Raw genomic sequence first — 19,094 nt, forward strand, 5'->3', positions numbered from 1 at the left:
AGCGGGATCTATCTGCGGCGGCATGACGGTAAGTTTTATTGTGGTATGATGGTGTAGTATAATGTTGGTAAACCTCAGTTACCTTAGCTATAAACGATTAAGATGAAGTTATCATATATCTATATACTTACAAATAAAGCTAATAGCACATTATATATTGGTGTAACTGCAAATTTGATCAAGAGGATTTGGGAACACAAAAACAAAATTGTTTCAGGTTTTACATCAAGATATAATGTAAATAAACTTGTATATTTTGAAGAGTTTGAAGATATAAGTTTAGCTATTGCAAGAGAAAGGCGCCTGAAAGAATGGCCAAGGCAGTGGAAAATTAATTTGATCAATCAAAAGAATCCTAGCTGGATTGACTTATATTACTTAGCTTTAAGATAGCTATGCTGAGATCCCGCTAACACGTAGCGGGATGACGAGAAAGGAGCAGCAGGATAACGGTTGAGTAATTCGTCATCCCGCTACTTGTTAGTGGCTGAGATACCGCGGCGGTATGACGGTTTGCGGTGGTATGACAGTTAAGTAATTCGTCATCCCGCTACTTGTTAGCGGGATCTATCCGCAGCGGTATGACGTAGGACTGCTGTCATTCCGCTACGTGTTAGCGGCTGAGATACCGCGAATGAATCGCGGTATGACGGTCTGCGGCGGTATGACGGTTCGCGGTGGTATGACGTAGTAGCTATTTCTTGCAATCAAGTTTCGTTAAAAGTCAGATTGAATGGTTAAATCTTCCACCCAAATAACCACGCACTCTACTTGCTTGTTTGGATATATTTCTTGTACTAAGGTTTTATAGATTAACATCTGTTTTTTTATTTCATTTAATAAGGAAACAGAAACGTTACGGTGTGATTTGTAGTCAATTATGATTGCTTTATCTTGCGTTATGCATAGCCTATCTAGTCGTACTAATACTGACTTGCCATCAATTGTTCCACTCAGTGTAATCTCTGATTTGCCTTCCAAGTCAAACAAATAGCCATATTTTTCATTAAAGGCTAATATTTTACTGTAAATTTCATCCTTATCTTCGCTGATGTTATCAAGGTATTTTCTGACCCAATTTTTTCTCCTTTCTTTTTCTATCTTGGGCATATACTGCAATATGCTGTGAATAATCAGGCCTCTTGCATAACCATCTGTCATCCAAGTAGCTGACACTGGGATCCATTCTGCTCCTTCTTTTTCACTGGATTCCAGCGTCACGCGCTGGGATGACACCGAAGAGTGGGCTAAAGCTGGTGGAAGGGAAATGACCGGAACGTCAAAATAATCACGTTTTTTATAAATGTAAGGGTAGTTTGCATTCACGCATAATACTTCAACTTTTTCTTTAAATATTGGCTGTAAATCCCTTTGTTTCTTTTCATATGGCTCTCCGTACTTAGTGATTAGATCATACCAAGAGCCCTTTTGCACTGGCTCTTTACTTAAGATGTATAACTCATCTTCAGCACGCGTGAGTGCTACGTATAATAAACGCAAATATTCATTATAATCCTCTAGTTTTTTCTCTCTTTTTACTTGATCGCAATAAGCGTTGTTGTTTTTTCCACACCAAAATGGCACTTCTGTTCCATCAAAGATAATGCTTTCACTGTTTCTTGGCACTGTGTTTGTATCAACCAAAAATACTATGGGAGCTTGCAGACCTTTTGATTTGTGAATTGTCATTATTCGCACAGCATTGCGTTCTGATTGCATATCATTCTTAATCTCCGGATTATTCTCCTTGATCCATTGAACAAACGCTTGAAGAGATGGGTTTTCAAATTGCAACACGAGGTTCATAAATTCGTCTAGAACCTCAAAGCACTCAAGACCTAGCCTTGCAGCAAATTTCTTCTTACCTGTACGCAATATATGTGTAAATAGTGCAAGAGGAGACTCTATGCGAGATAAGTTAATGAGATAGTTTAATTCACTATAGATAACCACAGAATAATCCTGAATTCTTTCCCATAGTGAATGCTCTTTACGGTCGTATGCAATGTTAAATAAATCATCCTCGGTGAAATTAAATAGCGGTGATTTTAAAGCATTTGCAAGAGCTAAATCATTTGCCTGGAGGAGTAAAAATTCGGCCAAAGCTATTAAGTCCTGCACGGCTATATAGTCCATAATTCTAAAATAATCCCGGCCTACAACTGGCACGTTTGCTTTTTTAAGTTCGCTTATTATGTAATCAACTAATACGTTTCGTTGCCGTACCAAAATCATAATGTCTCTTGGCTCTATATGGCGATCTTTAGCGACTAAAATTCGCCCTTCATTTAACCAATTGTGAATTCTGTTGGCTATTGTTTGAGCAAGTAATCGGTCTGCTATTATATAATTTTCCCTGCATGTCAGAGGAATTTGTAAAGCTTGCTGTTCTTTCTCTTTGCGCCTTGGTAACGCTGGCCAAATTTCAATATATCCTTGGTCATTTTCTCTATGTGGAACATGTTTTATTTCATTATCATTAAAAGATATTTCTGCGCGGAAGTTATTAAATATTCTATCTACAAGCATCAAAACTTCTGGAGTTGAGCGAAATGACTTTTCAAGTTGGCATGATATCCAATCTCTACCACCAGTTTTCGTATGAAAGTATTGTTGCATATAGTTGAATAGATGGGGATTTGCTCCTTGAAATCTGTATATGGATTGTTTTACGTCACCAACAACAAATAAGGTTCGCTTTTCATCATTACCGGCAAAAAATTCATCGCAGAGATTTGTTATAATTTTCCACTGGCTGATGCTATTGTCTTGTGCCTCGTCAACAAGGATGTGATCTATTTTTTGATCCAAGTTAAACAATATCCAATCTTTATAGTTTGGATTGCTAAGAAGATTTGTTGCTAAGTTGATTATATCATTGTAGTCAAGCAGTGCATTTTTTGATTTTTCACTATTATACAAATCAACATATACTTTAAATACACCAAGTAAGCTACTGGTTCTCTTGAATATTTGATAAGAGTTCATGTCTCTTATATGGGTAAATACTACATTCTGAACGCTCTCTATTATTTGCTCTGCATCTTTGAATTTCTCCAAAATACTTTTTGTTGCAATGGATGATATGCTCTTTTTTTCGTGCGATTCTGATTTTAAAAAGACCTTGGCTAGGTTTTCTACTTTAGTGTCATTCCAGCGCGTGACGCTGGTTCTTTTCTTCTGGATCCCAGCTGGGATGACAGTAGAATAAAGTATTTCACTATAACTCTGATCTCTTTTACTGCCTTCACTTAATATCTCGGCTAGTCTTTCCACGTGCTCAATTGTTTCACTCTGTAAGTCATGAATTTCATCTGGGGCGCTCAATTTATCTTTGATATATTTCGAATCATTTGCTGACGCTGATCTTTTTACACATAAAGTATAAAGCAAATCGCGTAGTTTATTTTCATCAATTTCAGTTGCAATAAGGTTGATATCATCCTGCACAGTTTCGTTATGAAGCACTTTATTGAATATGATGGAATGTAATTCTTTGCATTCGCTCAGCGTGCAATTTGGAGCAATGCCAGCTTCTATAGGAAAGCTGGAGATTAATTTGTAACAGAAAGCGTGTATGGTTTGTATAGTTAGACCAAGATTTTCCAGTTCAGAGAAAAGCCTTCTTGCTCTTGTTAAATAATCTTTATTTTTTCTGGATCCCAGTGTCACGCACTGGGATGACAAGTAGGGGTGCTGAGATCCCAGTGTCACGCACTGGGATGACATTGGAAAGAAATCTAGTTGTTCTAGATCTGCTGCCAACACACTATCTGAACATATTGCCCACTTACTGAGTATGCTGTGAATGCGATTCTCCATTTCGTTTGCTGCAGCATTGGTGAATGTTAAGCAAAGAATATTTCTTTTGTTTTCTAATAAAAGTCTCAATACTCTGTCTATTAAGATTTTTGTTTTGCCTGTACCAGCGGACGCATTTACCCACACAGAGAAATTAGGATTTATGGCATTTGATCTCATCAGAAGTGCGAGAACCTTATAAAAGTTGACTAGAATAGCATTATACATATAATGTAAAAATAGTGTTAGTGAAGATATATAATGAAAAGTTTTTGTGTAAAGGCGCCTGCAAAAATCAATCTTTTTTTGCATGTTGTAGACAAAAAAGAAACAGGGTATCACTTGATTGAAGGTTTATTTGTCTTTGCTAATCTCTCTAATTTTTTGGAAATAAAAGTAGGTGAGAAGGATTCTAGATACGATAACTCTACAGTTGAATTTATAAACTCCGAGTCTAAAATAAATAACCAATATAACACTGTAATGAAAGCGGTTAATCTGCTGCTTAGGCATGCTCCTGTACGCACTAAAGTCACTGTAAAGGTTGTAAAAAACATACCAATTGCTGCAGGACTTGGTAGCGGATCCTCAGATGCTGGAGCTGTGGTACGTACGCTAGGGAAGCTGTGGGAGATTGATAGGACGATTTTAAATGAAATAGCCTTAAACGTTGGTGCTGATGTTCCCGCAAGCGTAGATAGCAAGCCAGTTTTTGTTAGAGGTATTGGCGAAGAATTATGCCACATTAAAAAATTCTCTTTACCTACAAATGTGGTGCTTGTGAAACCGAAAAAAAGGTTTTTGAGTACACCAGAGGTATTTTCCAAACATGAAGGAAAATTTTCTGAGCCAATTAAATGGAGCGATGACGCTGAAAAGGATTTGTTGAAGTTTCTTAAAGAGACGAGAAACGATCTTCAAGAAATAGCAATAAGCTTTGTACCTGAAATTAAGGATGTGATATCAACACTTAAGTCACAAGAAGGCTCTATACTTTCTCGCATGTCAGGCAGTGGTGTATCATGCTTTGGAATATTCGATAGTGAGGAAAATGCAAAAGCTGCTGCAGTTAATATCGGAAAAAAGCAACCAGAATGGTGGGTATGCAACACTCAATTAATAGTTTGACTTATGGATATAACTCCCTTAATTTCCGAGAATAAAAATCTTATAAATGGTTACAGGGAAGGAAAATTTTTGGTAAACAATCAAGAATATTGCGGCTCAATTATAATTTTTCCTGAAAAGGTGATAAAATTGAAAGAAAGTGATATAAACAGCAAGGAGTATTTTGAATCTTTTTTAACAGAGGAAATAGAAATTTTGTTAATAGGTACTGGTAAAACACGCAATATACTAAGTTCTTCAGTGAAGTCCTATCTTATGGAACAAAAAGGTTTAAATTTTGAATTTATGACAACAGGTTCTGCATGCAGAACCCATAATATTCTGATATCCGAAGATAGATTTGTTGTCAGTTATCTAATAGCCATATAGCATGCTTACCCAGGACTTTTTCATCAACAGTCTAGTTGCAGTAGTTGTAATTAGCCTAGTAACAGGCGCTTTAGGATCGTTTATGATATGGCAAAGGTTATCTTATCTTGGTGATAGTTTGTCCCATTCTTCGTTGCTTGGTGTTGCACTTGCTTTAATCTTTAAGATTAGCCCATCGCTTAGCATAATGCTCATTGCAATTACATTTGCTATACTACTTTCTCTTAATTTTAACAGATTATATTCTGCTGATACGATATTGAACATTGTTACCAATGTAGTTTTATCATCGAGTTTAATACTTATGTCTTTTCTTCCATCTGGCAATAATAGTATTATTAGCTCACTGTTTGGTGATATATTAACGCTCGATCAAAGTGATATAGTATTGATTTTTTTAACCTCTGCAGTAGTTACTTTGATATTAATATTTAGATGGCGTTATTGGTTAATGATTTCAATTAATCAAGATTTAGCAGTAGTTGAAAAAATTAATGTTACCTTTGTTAGACTAGAATTTTTAATCACTCTTGCTATATTTATAGCAATTGCTGCCCAACTAATAGGAATATTACTCATTGCTGCATTTTTGCTAATACCAGCAGCATCTGCAAGGCTCATTTCGAAAACTCCAATGCAGATGATTATTGTTGCAACAGTTTTTTCTGTGATCTCTGGGATATCAGGTCTCATGTTATCTGCAAGTTTTGATTTGTTAACTGGACCTGCAATTATACTTGTTGCAGCGGTATATTTAATTATCGCTTATTTTATAAGGCTAGTATTAAGCAGGTTGGCTTAATTTTGATCTCGAATGTTAATAATTTTGTAATATACTCATTATAAAACATCACTATCTTAGCACAAAATAGTTTTTGCTATACTATTATTTATATGCTAATGATAAGTTGTTAATTTTATGGAGTAAGCAATATGAGCGAAGAAGGATTTTTTTCCAAATATATATCTCAACCTGTGAAAAAATTTTATAATTATATTACAGGAAAAACAGAAGAGTCAGATGATGTAGCAGGTGATGTGCATAATATTGCACAAGGAGACTCAGAGTCTTTGGGTACTCATGTACAGTCAAATGAGAATGATATCATATAGATAGCATGAGGGTCACACCATCCAAAGTTAAAAAATTCCTAGAGAAACCTGATGCTTTACGTGGTGTGTTAATTCATGGAAGTGATAACAGTAGGGTTGATTTTTATGTACAAGAAATAATTGCTAATTTGGGTGAGTATTCAGTTCAGGTGATGGATTTTGCAATAGTGAATAAGTCACCCAGTTTACTGTTTTCTGAATTGGCAAACGTTTCGATGTTTACCAGCAAAAAATTAATTAAGCTGATAAATGTGAGTGGAGGTATATCCAAGGAGTTAAAAAATGTATTGGATTATAACGCAAGTGGTCATTATGTAATGATGGTAGCAAATGATCTTCCATATAATTCTGCGACTAAAAGTTATATGGAGAGTTCAAAAATTTTTGGTGTGATTGCTTGCTATAAGGACAGCAACAGCAATCTTTATGACATTATATCAAGTTACTTAAAACAAAATGATATAAAATGCACAAATGAGATAATCTACCATTTGCAATCTTACTTTAATCATAGCAAGCTGCCTATATGTTCAGAACTTGAGAAGTTAGTTTTATACTTAGGGGAGAGAAAAGACCTAAAACTTACTGATATAGAATTATGCTTTTCAACTTCCGGCAACGACTATGCTACACTTGATGATCTATGCTCTGCCATAGCAAGTAAAGATATGTCGCGTTTCATTAGAATTTCTGATGCATTGATATCGCAAGAAAATTTTTCACCGATAGCACTAATTCGCATTATATCAAATTATTTCCTACGCCTTGAAAACGTTTTGCTGTCAGTGCAAGGTGGAATGAGTGAGCAGGCTGCGATTGATCAGCTAAGCCCTCCATTGTTTTTTAAACAATTGCAGAGTTTTAAATCTCATTTGAAAAGTTTGCAACTTTCAGAACTTAAGAAGATCTTGGAAAAATTGATAAGCTTAGAAGTTACCTGTAAAAAAACTGATTTAGATCATAAAATGATTTTTCAACATGCACTGACAGGTAGCTGACTACTCGGATCCAGCCTTTCTTATAATTTCATCAAAATGTTGTATTTTAACATAAAATAGCTGCTTTTATGCCTACCAAAATTCATTCTTTAGTGTGTGTCTCATAAGTATTCTTTGCTAATAGGATATTTTCGAATATAATTGAATATAACTAGATAAAAATACAGATATGTTTGACATTTCAAAAATTGTAATAACACCTGAAATGTTAAAATTAGTTGCTGAAATTGATGAATTTAAAGGAGCATGGCAATTGTTTGGTAATTTAGCTCCAGAACGTTTACAAATGCTCAAGAAAATTGCAACAATTGAAAGTATTGGTTCTTCTACTCGTATTGAAGGGGCAAGATTATCAGACCGTGAAGTTGAGCAATTACTATCCAAACTTGATACACGCTCATTTCGTTCTCTAGATGAACGAGAAATAGCCGGATATGCGTATGTGTGTGAAGAAGTATTTCAAAACTTTAACAAGATGCCATTTACAGAAAACACTATAAAACAGTTTCACATCTGGCTTTTACAATTTTCATATAAAGATCAAAGGCACATGGGAGAATATAAAAAATTCCCCAATCATGTTGAAGCGTTTGATGAATCTGGAAAAAGCTTGGGCATAGTTTTTGAAACAGCCTCTCCATTTGAGACAGCAACACAAATGCAAGAACTTATTTATTGGACTAGCCAGCAATTAGAGGTGAAATCGTTACACCCTCTATTAATTATTGGCATTTTTATAGTTACTTTTTTAGCTATTCATCCCTTCCAGGATGGAAATGGCAGATTATCACGCATTCTCACAACTTTCTTGTTACTAAAGTTAGGGTATATCTATGTACCTTACAGTTCCCTTGAAAGTATAATTGAAAGTAATAAGGAGAGTTACTACTTAGCTTTGCGTCGTACTCAACAATCCTTGAAGACGAGCAGCTATGATTTTAATCCATGGCTTATATTCTTTTTAAGGTCACTACAAAAGCAAAAATTTCATCTTGAACAAAAGGTGTCACATGAAAAAGTGTTAAATCTCTATTTACCACCACTTTCTGCTAAAGTATTAGCACTACTCAGCAAACATGGACGTCTTACAATTAAGGATTTGGAAAATATTACTAAAGCAAACTGCAATACCTTAAAGAAGCACGTATCTAATCTCGTAAAGAGTAATCACATCACTCAGCATGGAAAAGGCAAAGCAACCTGGTATGTAATATAGAGCTCAATAGGATATGTATTCATTTTGAATTGTTAAATTATTCAGCTATAGAATATAGATCACAGCTGTACAAACATTGTAGTTTGAGCCCACTAGATCCCAGTGCACTATTCTTGTCATCCCAGTGCCCAAGCAACAAGGACAACATTGCAAATTTAGAGTTCAAGAGGGTTATTCCTCGAGAACTACTGCGTCAGAAAGCTGGCGTTGAATTTGTATATAATGTTGATCTTGGAGGTTTTTATGAATAATAGTGAGAGAAAAGAGAAATTAGAAACTCGTATTCTATCAAGCAGAGGTAGGTCTTTGCTTGACCATGAGCTACTGGAACGTAATCTATCTGCATACACAGAAGGAAGAGAAGTTGCCAAAAAGCTAATGGAGCTCTTTGGTAGTTTAGGAAGGGTAATTAATGCTGATCTTCACGAGCTAAAAAATGTTACAGGAATGAACGATGGAGCAATAGCAAATATCTTTTGCCTGAAAGAGATTTTCGATAGGATATTGAAAGGTAAGTTAAAAAAGCTGTCGATTCTTGATAATAGAGAAGAGCTACTAAAATACTTTAAAGCAGCAATAGGACAGTCAAGAAAGGAAAGCTTACGAGTGGTATACTTAGATCGAAGTGGTCATTTAATATATGAGTATGTTCAAGACTGTGGAACTATAGATAGAGTGCCTCTATATGTGAGGGAAATAATAAAACAGGGGTTACTGATTGACGCATCATCTGTTGCAATTTCACATAATCATCCAAGTGGAGATATAGAGCCATCTAAAGAGGATGAAGATAACACACTTACATTAGCTGCAACCTGTGAAAATGTAGGAATGAAATTAATAGATCATATAATCGTAACACAGAAGAGCCATTTTAGTTTTTATGACAGTGGTTTATTGTAATCTGTAGACTGGAAGGAAAGTTCTCTAGCTTTCCTTCTTTTTTTCCACTTCATAAATTAAAAAATTCAATATAAGCTTGAACAGCTAAAATTAGTAATAAAAAGTGGAATTAGGCAAAAAAATAAAGGAACTTAGGTTATACTGTGGTTTAACACAAACTGAGTTAGGAAAAAGAATAGGTGTTTCATATAGGCAGATACAAAGGTACGAAAATGGTTCAAACCACATTTTGGCTAGTAGACTATACGACTTAGCAAAAGCTCTATCGATTAATGTGGATGATTTTTTTACTGATGTGCATGACGACTCACATGAAGCTTATGATGAGGAGATATTAAAATTAGTCAAAGGATACAATGAAATTAAGAGCAAAAGGTTACGTAGTGTAGTTTATATATTGGTAAAATCTTTTTCTCAAAGTATATTATCTGATACGTAAAATGACCATACAACATCCTATCGATAAGCAAATAGGTGAAAAAATAAGGAAAAGAAGGCTAATATGTGGTTTTGGCCAAAGGGACTTAGGAAAAAAGCTTGGAATTTCATTTCAGCATATACAAGGATATGAAACTGGAGAGGTAAGGCTTGTAGTTGATAGATTGTATAATTTGGCAGAAGCTTTGTCTGTTGATATGTCATATTTTTTTACCAAAGCCTCTGAAGACTTGCATGATAAGGCCTTCCGTAGCGATGTGGGCAGCGAAGAAATATCAAGATTAGTAAGAGAATATAGAAAAATTAAAGATGAAACATTGCGTGATATTGTGCATTCAGTGATAAAGGCTCTTGCTAACAAATAGTACAAATTTTAAAGTTCAGGTATTTTTTATAATATAAAACACTTCTACAAGCAATACTAATTAAAGTAAATTATTTATGGTAAATTGGATTAAGTTTTAAAAACCACTTTACTTTGTAATAGTTAACCATTTATTTCTGATATACAAGTAGCTATGTGAAACATAGCCACTTGTCTCCAATCAAGAACGTCCTACGGATGTCGTTTTGTTGTCTTTTAATTTATTCACCCAAGAAAAGGTCTCACTACTTTTAGAATTTTGGTCGCCCCATCTTCCACATCTAGTAAAACTGCCTTTTTCTACTGCTTCTTTAACAGACATTCCACCAAATAAACAACCCTTTCCTACGATTTCTCCTATTTCTTGCAACTCGTTCCACATTTCTTCATCTTCCACCTCAACTTGTACTTGATGATAGTCTTCTGTATCGTGATATACCATTAAATTTAGCTCTCCTAGGCTAGTGCAAAGTGTTACTGTAAAAGCGCTGTTATCGGATATATCTACATAATTTCTTTTACCATCTTTCCCAGTTTTGACCTCAACTTCACCATCACCTATTTTTATGATATTACCGCCAAGGTTTAAGTCTCCTTTACTTAAGCCCAAATTTTTTGCACCTTCTACAACTTTGGCAACATCAACTATGCAGCTATGTGAAAATTCAATATAGAAGGTCTTATTATCAATTTCTACATTTTCAACAGTTCCTTCTATAGTAGCGTTCTCTCCAACCTCCCTGAGTTTTGTGAGCCTACTATATATTTGTGGCTCAATTTCTTTTTGCACCTTTTGATGAATTTCAGTTATTTTCTTATCAACTTGTACATTAAAATCTGCTCCATTTAATGCTAACTTCCTGATTATATCCTCTTGTTTATTCCCTTTGAATTCATCACGATACATCTTAAACATTGTAACGTTAGCGAAGCCAAAGCCATTTTCATTGGCAGCATTTATTCTTATTCCTAAGTCCAAAGCTTCATCGATAACTTTACTTAACTCGTTTATATTTTTAGCTGCAATAGCTTTTTCCAGGAATTCATTTAGTTTCATATTTTCATACTCACTTAGTCTTGTCCTGCATAAAGCTGATCGAAATGGATTGAGCTCCTCAGGATATGTTAAGACAGGTAATTTACTAATCTTTTTATTCGCTGTTGGAGCAGCTTTTATAAAATTAGGTAATAACCCTTCTTTTGCTATTCGCTCTACCGCTTTTAACATTTTACTAGGCAATTTTTTACCATTTATTTTTTTCATTGTAACCCTCACTTAATTTCATTACTATTCGATCATATCGTGATAAATATTATTTAATTGTTAATATTGTACGACTTATTAATTTACTGTATGTTATAATAACAAGTTTTACGGGCATTTACACTAGAAAAACACATCTTGTAAAAATTATTTCAATTTCAATCAAAGTTGGGTATTGTGATTGTAAAACTGAAAGAAATGGATCTCTTGTCTTACTCCACTGAAAAGTTGAAGAAGCATTGTCAGCTACTAGATAATGAAGAAAAAATAATTCTATATGAGCAGCTGCTAGACAAGGCTAAAGACATACTTGAAAATTCAAGAGATAATGTTTCTGAACTGAAAAAGATCAGTAAAGCTGCTGTAGCAATAGAGGAAACCACCGATAAGCAGTTACTAGAAAAGTTTAATGATGACCACCCGCTAAGAGAAGTGGACATTTTAATCTACTCTCCTCAAGGAAATACTGAATATCTATTCAGCATAGATAACTCGTCAGAGCTTTATGATTTAAAAGAAGATAAAGAAAAAGCTCTTTATAATGCAGTAAAATCAAATGATGTTGAGCTTTTAAAAAAGCTGCTAATGATCCTTTTACCTACAGAAGTAGGTAATTTTGATGTAGAATACTTGGAAGAATTGAAAATATTGCTGTCAGGAATTCACAAAGAATTACAATTATCACAAGATATGAAAAACTATCTTATGAAGACGATAAAGTTCTATAATTTTCTATGTAGTAATTTTAGCTTATTAGTTGCAAATCCTACTGATGTAAAAGCTATGATCAATCTATTTGCTACTCAACCAAATATTGATTACCAAATAGATAAGCTTCTGCTTTCTTTTATTGTGAGAGATGTTGAGGAAAAAAAGCTAAATTCTAAAATCAAACACATGATAGAGCTTCTTGAGCAGCATGAAAGATTTGCTGAGCTCGAATATAAGGTTAGAAGATTAAGATCAGAGTTTGCATGTGGCAAAAGCAGATACTCGGCTGAAGTAATACGAAATAGCATTGCAGAACGAGAAAAAGAGATGAGGGAAATTGAGAAAAAATACTTAAGGCCAAACGATTTAATTAGCGAGAGGCAGAAATTATTAAAGCAATTACTTTGCTAGCTTTTTCATAAAATTTGTTGTAAATTTGAATAAGAGGTGGAAAGTGCAATTAGGTAAAAAGATAAAACAATTAAGGCTAGATCATGGTTTAACGCAGGCCGAATTGGGAAAAAGAATAGGTGTCTCATATAGACAGATACAAAGGTACGAAAATGGCTCAAATTGTGTTTTGGCTAGTAGATTATATGATTTAGCAAAAGCCCTATCGATTGATGTTGCTAACTTTTTTACTGATGTGCATGCCGGCTCACATGAAGTTTACGATGAAGAGGTGTTAAAGCTAGTCAAAGGATATAATGAGATTAAGAGCAAAAGGTTACGTAGTGCGGTTTATATATTAGTAAAATCTTTTTCTCAAAGTTACAATGAGAGTTAGTATTGCTTTGATATATAAATTAAGATATTAATAAATGATTGTGCAAGCTGAACAGTACCCTATTGATAAACAAATAGGTGAAAGAATAAGGAAAAGAAGGTTAATGTGTGGTTTTAGTCAAAGAGATTTAGGAAAAAAGCTTGGAATTTCATTTCAACATATACAAGGATATGAAACTGGGGAGGTAAGGCTTATAGTTGATAGGTTGTATAAATTGGCAGAAGCTTTGTCAGTTGATATGTCATATTTTTTTACAAAAATCTCTGAGGATTTACATGATAAGGCTTTCCATAGTGATGTGGGCAGCGAAGAAATATCCCGATTAGTAAGAGAATATAGAAAAATTGAGGATGAAACTCTGCGTGACATTGTTCATTTAGTGATTAAGGCTCTTGCTAATACAGGCTTTAAAGCATAAATTCTCTCCTTGAGTCGTTGAAGGAAACTTAAACTTTCATTTTCTTCATCATTTTGCTTTTCTTTCACTTTGATGCGTGTAGTTATACCCTACACAAAGTATAATGTTTTAAAAATAAAAACCTGCACCATAAAATATTGAGATTTAGAATATTAACTTATAAAGTCTTTTCGGCAGTTTTAGTGAGGGTTTATTAGCAAGGATGTTGGAGGTTAGGTGTGCCGTAGAAGCGATCAGTTGAAGCTGCACAATAGATGAGGGTAGGTCCCTCGGAGCCGGTTTACAAGAGCAGGCTTCAAACAGCCATAAGCTGCTTTGGTAAAGAGCCATGGTAGTGAGCGTTATGGAAAAGGCGCAATTATGCGTCATGTGTAAAATGGAGAGGCGAATGCAAATGAACCACTGATGAAGTGTCGAAACTTCATAGAAGATGTCAAAACCAGGTGTTCTAGCCTAACCTGGGATAAATCTATCGGAAACTTGTTTACTGGATAGATGGCGTCCGGCATATAGGTGGCGCGGATCCATTTTGGGCTATTGTGTAGAACTGCGGGAACCTGTCATTTCGATGATAAGGGAGAAATCCAAGAAGCTAAACTTCAAGGATGAGAGTACCGATGCGAAGAACAGGGGCGGATCAGCTCGTAGTAGTGAAGAAATTTCTGTAATGGAAATGGAGCGAAGGGGCTGAGTTGTTCAGTTTTAATTATTTATCAACCGAAAGGGAGGAGTTAATGAGTAAAACAAAGTCTTTTGATATACCGAAGCAAGTTATTTGGAGAGCTTATAAACAAGTATCGAAAAATAAGGGTGCTGCTGGTGTAGATGAGGTTACGATAACAAAGTTTGAAGAAAATCTAAAAGATAATCTGTACAAGCTATGGAATCGAATGTCATCTGGAAGTTATTTTCCAGAGCCTGTAAAAGCTGTAGCAATACCAAAAGGTACAGAAGGGGGACAAAGAATTTTATGTGTCCCTTCAGTATCGGACAGGATAGCGCAGACAGCAGCTACAATGTATCTAGAACCGTTAGTAGACCCGAAGTTTCATGAAGATTCATATGGTTATAGACCAAACAAATCTGCACTGGATGCGGTAGGAACTGCGAGGAAAAGATGCTGGTGGTACGATTGGACGATAGATCTTGATATAGCAGGATTTTTCGACAATTTGGACCACGAGTTGGCATTGCGAGCTATCAAAAGGCACACAGACTGCAAATGGGTCATACTGTATGTTGAAAGATGGATGAAAGCGCCAATTCAGCAAGCAGATGGAAGTAAGGTAGTTAGGGATAAAGGAGTTCCGCAAGGAGGTTCAATAAGCCCGCTGATCTCAAACATATTTATGCATCATGTATTTGATGAGTGGATGAGACGAAAGTGCCCAACAATACCATTTGAGAGGTATGTAGATGATGCGATAGTGCACTGCAAGAGTAGTAGACAGGCGGAATTTATGAGGGTAGCAATTGAAGAAAGACTGGCTGAGTATAAGCTAAAATTACATCCTGCAAAGACACAAATTGTGTACTGCAAGGATGACAATAGGAAAAAATGAATTTCCTAAACAAAGTTTTGATTTTCTGGGTTACACATTTAGACCCAGGTTAGCAAGAAATAAAATAGGAAAGCATTTTGTTTCATTTCTTCCCGCAATTAGCAACAAGGCCAAGAAAAATATTACTACAACCATAAGGTCCTGGAAAATACTACGAAATACACACAAAACATTAGAGGAAATATCAAAGACAGTAAATCCAATAGTCAGAGGCTGGTATCAGTACTATGGCAGGTTTTACAGGAAAGAGATATATAAACCTCTGAGAAACATAGAGCAGCACCTAGAAAAGTGGGTCAGAAGAAAGTATAAGAAGCTTCGAAATCATGGAAGACTAGCGAGGCAACTTCTAGGAAAAATGAGGAAAGAAGGGACAAATACTTTTTACCACTGGACACTAGCTTTAGGTCAAAAGACTGAATAATGGGAGCTGTGTGAGTCGCGAGGGTGCGCCGTGGTACGCATTAAGAAATACTTAGCAGAGCTAAGCGGGGTTCAGAATAAATGGCCTCGAGGTGAACAACTAACTTTAACCCGAAAGGGAAGGAGGACAAGAGCATGTATGTAAAGCGAGAGTTATCTGAAGATGTGTAAGATAACGGCTTGCAACACCTGATCAATATGGTTAAAGCTAAACTGCTTGAATTCTAATCTTCAGGGGTGGGACTTCACATCCATGGGTATCGCATTTAAAACCCCATGTCTACGGTAAGCACAGATTAAACTTTCGTTTGTGTGACATTCTGGCTGTAGAACGATAAGTAGTGAACTTATTTAAGAGGATGAATGGAAAACCTAAGTTGATCTAGAACAGTTCTTAGTGACGGAACATGGGATGACCTAAGGAACGCGAGTTCTATGGTTACGGAGTCATCGTAGTAGTCGTGAAAGTAACGAATCACCGGGGAGCGTGGGAAAGCCACATACAGGGCAAAGGGTGACAGATAATTGAATGTTGAAATTGGGAGGTACGCAAGATGCGGAAAGCTGAAACAATACTTAACATTATACGTGAACGTGGACAAAGAAATTTGCCGGTTAAAAACGTATATCGCCTACTTTATCAGCGTGATCTTTACCTTCGAGCGTATGGCAAACTTTGTCGTAATAAAGGTGCTATGACAGAAGGTGTGACAACTGAAACAGTTGATGGTATGTCTTTGGAGAAAATCGATAAAATCATAGAGGATTTACGCTATGAGCGATATCGGTGGACACCAGTAAAACGTATCTATATTTTAAAGAAGAGTGGTAAACGCAGGCCGTTAGGATTGCCAACATGGTCAAATAAGTTACTTCAAGAAGTAATCCGATTAATATTGGAAGCCTACTATGAGCCTAAATTTAGTGAATGTTCACATGGATTTCGACCAAAGCGTGGATGCCACACTGCATTAAGAGCAGTAATGCAAAAAGGCAGAGGTACAAAATGGTTTATAGAGGGAGATCTCAGTGCATGTTATGACTCAATTGATCATACTATGTTGTTGAAAATACTGAGTGAAAGCTTCCAAGATAACCGTTTTATTCAGCTAATCAATCGACTGCTAAAAGCAGGATATATGGAAAATTGGAAGTACAATAAGAGTCATAGTGGGGTACCACAAGGTTCTATTATTGGTCCAATTTTGAGTAACATATTACTCGATCGGTTAGATAAACATGTGGAACATATACTAATACCAGCAAATAACCGAGGTAAGCGAAGAAAGACAAATCCAAAATATTTAAGGTTAACCATGCAAGTATCGATGATGAGAAAACAAGGGAACTGGGATCAAGCAAAACAACTGCGTCAATTAGTGCAGGGTATGCCATCTAAGGATTCTTGTGATCTAAATTATCGACGTCTTTGGTATGTTAGGTATGCTGATGATATTCTGGTAGGGTTTGCAGGACCAAAAAATGAAGCTGAACAAATTAAAAATGAGATTGCTAAATTCCTCAATGAGGAGCTCAAACTTATGCTTAATGAAGATAAAACGCTTATTACACACGCGTGTGATAGCAAAGCCAATTTTTTAGGTTATAAAATACACGTCTTGCATGCAGATGATAAACATGATCATCGGACACAACGATGTATTAACGGTAGTATTGGGTTACGTGTACCACATCATATAAAGCAGAAAAAGTGTTCTGAATATATGCGTTGTGGAAAGCCTATACATTTACCTCAACGTACACTTGATACAGCTTACAGTATTGTTGCTCAGTATCAAACTGAATATCGAGGAATTGTACAATATTACAAAATGGCCTACAACCTTCACACACTAAGTTATTTGAAGTATGTGATGGAAGTATCATTAGTAAAGACTTTAGCATCTAAATACAAAACAACTTGCAGGAAAATTTATAGAAAATTTGGTGCAATGATTGAAAACGACGAAGGTGAAAAACGAAAAGTCATCCAAGTCAGAGTAGATCGTTTACCATCAAAGATACCATTAATTACACACTTTGGTGCTGTGTCACTAAAATGGAATAAATGGGTAAGTATAAGTGATAACCTTATACCAATATGGAATAAGCGTAGTGAAATAGAGCAAAGACTATTGGCACAAACTTGTGAATTATGTAAATCACAAGAGCAGATTGAAGTACATCACGTACGTAAACTTGCTGATTTGCTAGGTAAACGTAATACTGAGCTACCGAAATGGAAAAAGAGAATGATTGAACGACAGAGGAAGACTCTTGTTGTTTGTCATGAATGCCATAAGAAAATCCAATATGGAAAATATGATGGTGACTCCTTAAAACGTTAGATTATTGGAGAGCCACGTGATACGGAAACGATCATGCGTGGTTCGGAGAGGGGTTGTTGGAAAAGTACTTAACAAGTAACTCGCTGGCTGCCCACTCTACTTCATGCACAGTTCTGCGAGAGACTGGTGGGGAAGTTCCGCCGGTCTACTCTCCAAATGGTAAGAGAATATACAGCAGAATTCAAATTGGAAGCTGTTAAACTGGCAAATGAACAAAGAAAGGTAGGTCAACCAGTTGCAAAAGTAGCAAGAGATCTAGGAATAAGGGATAGTGTATTAGGAAAATGGATGAAGAAATATAACGAAAAAAAGTCAGCGGCAAATGCATTTCCAGATGTAGCACCTTATGACAAAGAGAGGTTTGATTTACAAAGCAAGAGTAACAAGGGAAAGAGACATTTAAAAAAAAGCCCTGGCCAGTCAAAAAGAGTAAAATATTTTTTTATAAAAGAGCATAGTAACTGCTATAAAGTACAGGAATTATGTAGGATTTTCTGCTAGTGGCTACTATAAGTGGACCACAAGAAAAATAAGCAGTAGAGAATCAGCAAATAAAGAGCTACTCGAAGCTATTCAAAAAATATATCAAGTTTCTAAATGTAGATATGGAGCTCCTAAAATTCATGCTGAATTGAAGGCTTTGGGTAAAAGTTGCAATTTGAAAACGGTGCAAAGTATTATGCAGAAAAATGACATCAGGGCTATACTGAGAAGAAAGTTTAAAATTAAAAAACAACAAACAGATAATAGAGCTGTAGCTCCCAATATACTAGATCAAAACTTTATTGTTGATCAACCAAATAAAGTATGGGATTACTTACATCAAAACCAAGGAGGGATGGCTATATTTGGCAGCAATAATTCTCACGTATGGTAGTTAATGAGTAGTGCAATAAATAAACAATTGGTTATGAACTCTTTATTAATGGCCATTAATAGGCGTAAACCTGTTAAAAATCTACTGCTGCACAGTGACCAAGGTTCACAATATACTGCGCAAGGGTATCAATATCTCTTAGCTGTAAAGAATATAGATGAGTAATAAAGGCTGTTGTTACGACAATTCTGTTGCAGAAAGCTTCTTTAGCTCATTGAAAAGAGAAATACTTATTGATACTTCACAACACTCTGCTCAACAAACTAGAACTGCAATATTTGAATACATAGAAATTTTTTATAACAAACAACGTCACTATTAACTATTGCATTCCAGAACAATTTGATGCATCATTCTTTTTGTAAAAAACATTC

At 35.5% G+C, this 19,094-nt stretch carries 20 protein-coding genes and 1 pseudogene; 19 read left to right on the top strand and 2 right to left on the bottom strand.

Annotated features, from left to right (window positions below; genetic code table 11):
- The first annotated feature begins 102 nt into the window (after positions 1–102).
- A complete protein-coding gene (locus ACJZL3_RS01875; RefSeq protein WP_010082530.1) occupies positions 103–393 on the top strand; it encodes a GIY-YIG nuclease family protein in 291 nt (96 codons plus the stop codon).
- Between the two features lie 324 nt (positions 394–717).
- Here the strand turns inward: ACJZL3_RS01875 and ACJZL3_RS01880 are convergent, their stop codons facing one another.
- Positions 718–3,981, bottom strand: coding sequence for a UvrD-helicase domain-containing protein (locus tag ACJZL3_RS01880; RefSeq protein ID WP_391159044.1), 3,264 nt, complete (start codon positions 3,979–3,981; stop codon positions 718–720).
- Positions 3,982–4,062: 81 nt separating this feature from the next.
- Here ACJZL3_RS01880 and ACJZL3_RS01885 point away from each other — a divergent pair, with 81 nt between their 5' ends.
- The 10 genes from ACJZL3_RS01885 (at position 4,063) to ACJZL3_RS01930 (ending at position 10,331) form a co-directional block, all read left to right on the top strand.
- On the top strand, positions 4,063–4,929 hold the full coding sequence (locus tag ACJZL3_RS01885; protein WP_010082535.1) for a 4-(cytidine 5'-diphospho)-2-C-methyl-D-erythritol kinase: 867 nt from the start codon (positions 4,063–4,065) through the stop codon (positions 4,927–4,929).
- A 3-nt stretch (positions 4,930–4,932) separates the two neighbouring features.
- On the top strand, positions 4,933–5,298 hold the full coding sequence (locus ACJZL3_RS01890) for an Mth938-like domain-containing protein (protein WP_010082536.1): 366 nt from the start codon (positions 4,933–4,935) through the stop codon (positions 5,296–5,298).
- Between the two features lies 1 nt (position 5,299).
- A complete protein-coding gene (locus tag ACJZL3_RS01895; protein WP_010962536.1) occupies positions 5,300–6,100 on the top strand; it encodes a metal ABC transporter permease in 801 nt (266 codons plus the stop codon).
- Positions 6,101–6,231: 131 nt separating this feature from the next.
- Complete coding sequence (locus ACJZL3_RS01900; protein WP_419198867.1) at positions 6,232–6,411, top strand: hypothetical protein; 180 nt, start codon at positions 6,232–6,234, stop codon at positions 6,409–6,411.
- Positions 6,412–6,416: 5 nt separating this feature from the next.
- Positions 6,417–7,409: a DNA polymerase III subunit delta gene (gene holA / locus ACJZL3_RS01905; RefSeq protein ID WP_010962537.1), complete on the top strand. Its 993-nt coding sequence runs from the start codon at positions 6,417–6,419 to the stop codon at positions 7,407–7,409.
- Positions 7,410–7,578: 169 nt separating this feature from the next.
- The gene (locus ACJZL3_RS01910) at positions 7,579–8,625 is read left to right on the top strand and encodes a Fic family protein (RefSeq protein ID WP_010082541.1); all 1,047 of its coding nucleotides are present in this window, start codon (positions 7,579–7,581) and stop codon (positions 8,623–8,625) included.
- 83 nt (positions 8,626–8,708) lie between these two features.
- On the top strand, positions 8,709–8,876 hold the full coding sequence (locus tag ACJZL3_RS01915) for a hypothetical protein (RefSeq protein ID WP_419198868.1): 168 nt from the start codon (positions 8,709–8,711) through the stop codon (positions 8,874–8,876).
- Entirely contained in the window at positions 8,869–9,528 is a 660-nt protein-coding gene (locus ACJZL3_RS01920; RefSeq protein ID WP_419198869.1) for a JAB domain-containing protein, read from the top strand. The genes ACJZL3_RS01915 and ACJZL3_RS01920 overlap by 8 nt, the downstream gene beginning before the upstream one ends.
- Before the next feature lie 103 nt (positions 9,529–9,631).
- Positions 9,632–9,967, top strand: coding sequence for a helix-turn-helix domain-containing protein (locus ACJZL3_RS01925; RefSeq protein WP_264687764.1), 336 nt, complete (start codon positions 9,632–9,634; stop codon positions 9,965–9,967).
- Between the two features lies 1 nt (position 9,968).
- The gene (locus ACJZL3_RS01930) at positions 9,969–10,331 is read left to right on the top strand and encodes a helix-turn-helix domain-containing protein (RefSeq protein ID WP_419198870.1); all 363 of its coding nucleotides are present in this window, start codon (positions 9,969–9,971) and stop codon (positions 10,329–10,331) included.
- A gap of 180 nt (positions 10,332–10,511) precedes the next feature.
- On the opposite strand, the gene ACJZL3_RS01935 is transcribed toward ACJZL3_RS01930, so the two are convergent.
- On the bottom strand, positions 10,512–11,594 hold the full coding sequence (locus ACJZL3_RS01935; RefSeq protein WP_419198871.1) for a hypothetical protein: 1,083 nt from the start codon (positions 11,592–11,594) through the stop codon (positions 10,512–10,514).
- A 177-nt stretch (positions 11,595–11,771) separates the two neighbouring features.
- Between ACJZL3_RS01935 and ACJZL3_RS01940 the strand changes: the two genes are divergently transcribed.
- The 8 genes and pseudogenes from ACJZL3_RS01940 to ACJZL3_RS01975 all read left to right on the top strand — a co-directional run bounded on the left by ACJZL3_RS01940 (position 11,772) and on the right by ACJZL3_RS01975 (position 19,085).
- Complete coding sequence (locus tag ACJZL3_RS01940) at positions 11,772–12,716, top strand: hypothetical protein (protein WP_419198872.1); 945 nt, start codon at positions 11,772–11,774, stop codon at positions 12,714–12,716.
- 43 nt (positions 12,717–12,759) lie between these two features.
- Positions 12,760–13,092 carry a helix-turn-helix domain-containing protein gene (locus ACJZL3_RS01945; protein ID WP_419198873.1) on the top strand — a complete coding sequence of 111 codons (333 nt, stop codon included), beginning with the start codon at positions 12,760–12,762 and terminating at the stop codon, positions 13,090–13,092.
- 34 nt (positions 13,093–13,126) lie between these two features.
- Entirely contained in the window at positions 13,127–13,510 is a 384-nt protein-coding gene (locus tag ACJZL3_RS01950; protein ID WP_416647572.1) for a helix-turn-helix domain-containing protein, read from the top strand.
- A gap of 568 nt (positions 13,511–14,078) precedes the next feature.
- Entirely contained in the window at positions 14,079–14,201 is a 123-nt protein-coding gene (locus ACJZL3_RS01955) for a hypothetical protein (protein WP_419198591.1), read from the top strand.
- A 43-nt stretch (positions 14,202–14,244) separates the two neighbouring features.
- Positions 14,245–15,072 carry a group II intron reverse transcriptase/maturase gene (gene ltrA, locus ACJZL3_RS01960; protein ID WP_419198874.1) on the top strand — a complete coding sequence of 276 codons (828 nt, stop codon included), beginning with the start codon at positions 14,245–14,247 and terminating at the stop codon, positions 15,070–15,072.
- The gene (locus tag ACJZL3_RS01965) at positions 15,053–15,496 is read left to right on the top strand and encodes a group II intron maturase-specific domain-containing protein (protein ID WP_419198875.1); all 444 of its coding nucleotides are present in this window, start codon (positions 15,053–15,055) and stop codon (positions 15,494–15,496) included. Before ltrA ends, ACJZL3_RS01965 begins: the two co-directional genes overlap by 20 nt.
- A gap of 553 nt (positions 15,497–16,049) precedes the next feature.
- Complete coding sequence (locus ACJZL3_RS01970; protein ID WP_253309139.1) at positions 16,050–17,843, top strand: reverse transcriptase/maturase family protein; 1,794 nt, start codon at positions 16,050–16,052, stop codon at positions 17,841–17,843.
- 156 nt (positions 17,844–17,999) lie between these two features.
- Positions 18,000–19,085, top strand: a pseudogene (locus ACJZL3_RS01975) (IS3 family transposase).
- Positions 19,086–19,094: the final 9 nt, after the last annotated feature.

Origin of the sequence: Wolbachia endosymbiont of Rhagoletis cingulata (assembly GCF_048537655.1) — a bacterium.
GTDB lineage: Bacteria > Pseudomonadota > Alphaproteobacteria > Rickettsiales > Anaplasmataceae > Wolbachia > Wolbachia pipientis.